The sequence below is a fragment of the Acinetobacter sp. UBA3025 genome (assembly GCF_002367915.1).
Taxonomy (GTDB): Bacteria; Pseudomonadota; Gammaproteobacteria; order Pseudomonadales; family Moraxellaceae; genus Acinetobacter.
Genome location: NZ_DFDO01000223.1, coordinates 1 through 3,415 on the forward strand (window position 1 = coordinate 1; position 3,415 = coordinate 3,415).

The window sequence follows — 3,415 nt, forward strand, 5'->3', positions numbered from 1 at the left end:
ACTAACTAAATTATTTTATTAAACATAGTTAAAATATAATTATTGATATAAAATTTTTTAATTATTAAAAATCTTTTTTTATTAAGAGCCAATAAAAAAATCTAAAAAAATCATATGTTAAAATTTCTGTAGGATATTCTTTTAAAATTTTTATCATCTTTTCTAATGATTTCTTTTTAGATAATAGCCCTAATTCAAATGCATATATCCATAAAGCTCTTTTTTTTGCTTTGTCATATAGAATGTGATTCTGATATCCACTTAGAATCATCATTCTTGAATCGTGCATAAGAGTCGTTTGCTTATGCATATTATTGTCATGCAACCTATACTTTGCAAAAAGCATAGGAAGATAGCATAAGTCCCCTTCTTGTGCTAAATGCAACCACATATACCAGTCTTCAATTTTAACTTCAGCGTTATAGCCCCCTATTTTTTTTAAAGCTTGAGTGCGAATGAGTTGAGTCATTGCTGGCAAATCATGTTCTAATAATAAAATTTGATTAAAACTATAGCTATTTTCTTTTTTAAGTCTATTTTTTACAAAATTAGAATTATCATCAATGACTGATACACCTCCAAATACTGCTACACAATTTTTATTCTCATTTAAAAATTTAGTTTGTATTTTTATTTTATCTTTTAAGATTATATCATCCGAGGCTAGAGAAGAAAAATATTCCCCCTGTGCCCACTCTAATGCTTCATTTAGAGTCGCGCTCAAGCCCTTATTTGGACGATGTCTAAACTCAAATCGGGTAAATCGTTTTTCACATAATGGAATTAATTCTTGTATTTTTTCTACTGAAGCATCTGTAGATCCATCATCAATAATAATTAACTCAATATTCTGATAAGACTGGTCAATAACACTCTTGATGCTATCATGTATAAACCTTTCATGATTATAACTTGGTATAACTATAGAGACTAAGGGTTGTTCACTTATCATCATATTATTCCCTCTTTATTTTAATTGTTTAAATATAAATAAACTGATTACGATCCAATACAGCCCATAATTTATGAGATGAGCAATAGAAACACCTTCGAAACCAAACACTTGAGTACATATATAAGTTAAAGCAATGAGAGACACTGTAAATATAATCTCTGTACAAATATAGAGTTTAGTCATTGCTTTGCTGAGCATTAAATAAGCCAGTATCCAGCTTCCTATCTTCAAGGCATCTCCCATCATTTGCCAAAGAAATAAATCCTGCATAGGGGCAAAAGATGGACTAAATAATAAGTTGATAATCCAATCACGTAATATGAAAACGCAAATTCCGCCTATCACAGCAAGTGGAAAAATAAACTTATAGCCTAAATAGACCTCTTTCTTAATTTCATCAATTGCATTGAGTTCTGATAAGCGCGGCAAGTAATACACGCCTAATGTAGTGGTTACAAGCAAAAGATATACTGTGCTTAGACGGATCATCGCCTCCCAATAGCCCGCATAAGCCAGACTAAATTCTTGGGTTAAGTAAGCCCGAATTAACATTTGCGATAGCGGCACACAGATTGCACTGACTAGTGCCATAAGAATAAACGAAGCAAATTTTTTGGTAATTCCCAGGTCTATTTTTCCTAATAGGGAGGAAAACTCAAACCAGTCTGCTCTATGACAGAGTATTAATGTCACTATAAATGCAATCGACTGATAAATGGATAATGCAATTAAAGCCCCATATAACTGCAGCTTGATTGCCAAAACACCAGTGATTACAAGTGCAAATAAACTACCGGCAATATTTGCAAGCACCAGCTTTAAAATTTCTTTTTTTCCATTCAATATGGCTAAAAATAGCGTATTGAAATTGAAAAATATTAAAAAAACAGCAAACCATATAAAAATCGTTTGGTATTTAAGTGATTGAAATATATATAATGCCAGCTGCTTTTGAAAAATAAGTATGAGAATCGCAAAAACGAGACTAAATAGAAAAACAATACTCCCTGCTGTTTTCCAGACTGCACGTTGTTTAATCTCATCTTCATGATATTCAGCCGTATATTTAACTACAGCGGTATTAATGGCACTGCCAGCGAACGTCGTCACCATTTGAATAAAATTCTGGAATTGGCCAATCGCTGCATATCCGGTAGGTCCTAGATATACAGCCAGAATTTTATTCAGTACAAACATGGTGATGGTCTTAATCAAAACGGCTACACCATTCAGTACACTGGTCCTAAATAGATTCATCTATGCCTGAAAACCATTACATAACTGAACAACCTGCTTTGCTTCATCCATAGATAAAGTGGGTCCAATCGGTAAGCTTAGGACCTCCGCATGAATCTGTTCTGAAACTGGAAAACTTAAACCATTCCATTCCTTATAAGCCTGCTGCTGATGAGGCGGAATTGGATAATGAATGAGTGTCTGTACTCCGTTTTCTGCTAAATATTGTTGTAATTTTTCCCGATATTTTGTTCTGATCACAAATAAATGCCAGACATGTTGTGCATATGTCTCAGTGTCTATATTTTTGCACGGGAGCTCAATTGCGGGATTATGAATTTCTTTTAAATATAGATCTGCAATATGCCGACGATGCTGATTCTCCTGATCTAAAAATTTAAGTTTCACATTCAGGATGGCAGCCTGAATTTCATCAAGACGACTATTTACACCTGGTACCAGGTTTTTATATTTTTCATGTGAACCATAATTACGCATAGCTTTAAGCATCTGCGCTAACTCAGCATCGTTGGTGGTAATTGCTCCCCCATCACCGAGTGCGCCTAAGTTTTTACCTGGATAAAAACTGAAACCTGCAGCATTGCCCCAATTTCCTGCTTTTTGACCATTTATTTCAGCACCATGACTTTGGGCTGAATCTTCTAAAACCAGCAAGTTATATTTTTTGGCAATGGTCATAATTTCTGGCATTGCAGCGAGCTGTCCATATAAATGCACAGGCAAAATTACCTTTGTTTTTGGAGTTATGGCTGTCTCAATTTTCTTGGTATCAATATTAAAAGTCGTTATATCCGGTTCAACCAGTACCGGTTTCAGATTATTCTGTGAAATTGCTAAGATACTTGCAATATAGGTATTTGAAGGGACAATGACCTCATCTCCTTCATGGAGTTTTCCTAATTCTTTCCATGCGCGTAGCGTTAAAATAAGCGCATCCAAGCCATTAGCAACACCTATGGCATATCGTGTTCCACAATAATTTGCAAAATTATGCTCAAATTCTTCTAATTCTTTGCCACAGATATACCAACCAGAGTCAATTACCCGAGTGCAAGCTGTAATCATTTGATCACGATATTGCATATTTATCGCTTTCAGATCTAGAAAAGGAATCATTCTTATCAATCTCATATAAAAATTTATATTTATTTTTTAATCTCATATTAATTAAAATTAATATATCTATAGTATTTAAATACAATC

The 3,415-nt window shown here is 33.7% G+C and carries 3 protein-coding genes; all 3 read right to left on the reverse strand.

All coding sequences use genetic code 11. The annotated features are described in order from the left end of the window. Positions 1–64 precede the first annotated feature (64 nt). From B4J23_RS09350 to B4J23_RS09360, 3 genes are read right to left on the reverse strand one after another with little or no spacing between them, the layout of a single operon-like run. Positions 65–952: a glycosyltransferase family 2 protein gene (locus B4J23_RS09350; RefSeq protein ID WP_291360192.1), complete on the reverse strand. Its 888-nt coding sequence runs from the start codon at positions 950–952 to the stop codon at positions 65–67. Between the two features lie 15 nt (positions 953–967). Beyond that, complete coding sequence (locus B4J23_RS09355; RefSeq protein WP_291360194.1) at positions 968–2,212, reverse strand: O-antigen translocase; 1,245 nt, start codon at positions 2,210–2,212, stop codon at positions 968–970. Then, a complete protein-coding gene (locus tag B4J23_RS09360) occupies positions 2,213–3,328 on the reverse strand; it encodes a DegT/DnrJ/EryC1/StrS family aminotransferase (protein ID WP_291360196.1) in 1,116 nt (371 codons plus the stop codon). It abuts the gene before it with no gap. Positions 3,329–3,415: the final 87 nt, after the last annotated feature.

Bases quoted from the DNA above. Each gene is read 5' to 3' on its own strand.
- B4J23_RS09350 (WP_291360192.1), bottom strand. From the start codon at position 952: ATGATAAGTGAACAACCCTTAGTCTCTATAGTTATACCAAGTTATAAT.
- B4J23_RS09360 (WP_291360196.1), bottom strand. From the start codon at position 3,328: ATGATTCCTTTTCTAGATCTGAAAGCGATAAATATGCAATATCGTGAT.
- B4J23_RS09355 (WP_291360194.1), bottom strand. From the start codon at position 2,212: ATGAATCTATTTAGGACCAGTGTACTGAATGGTGTAGCCGTTTTGATT.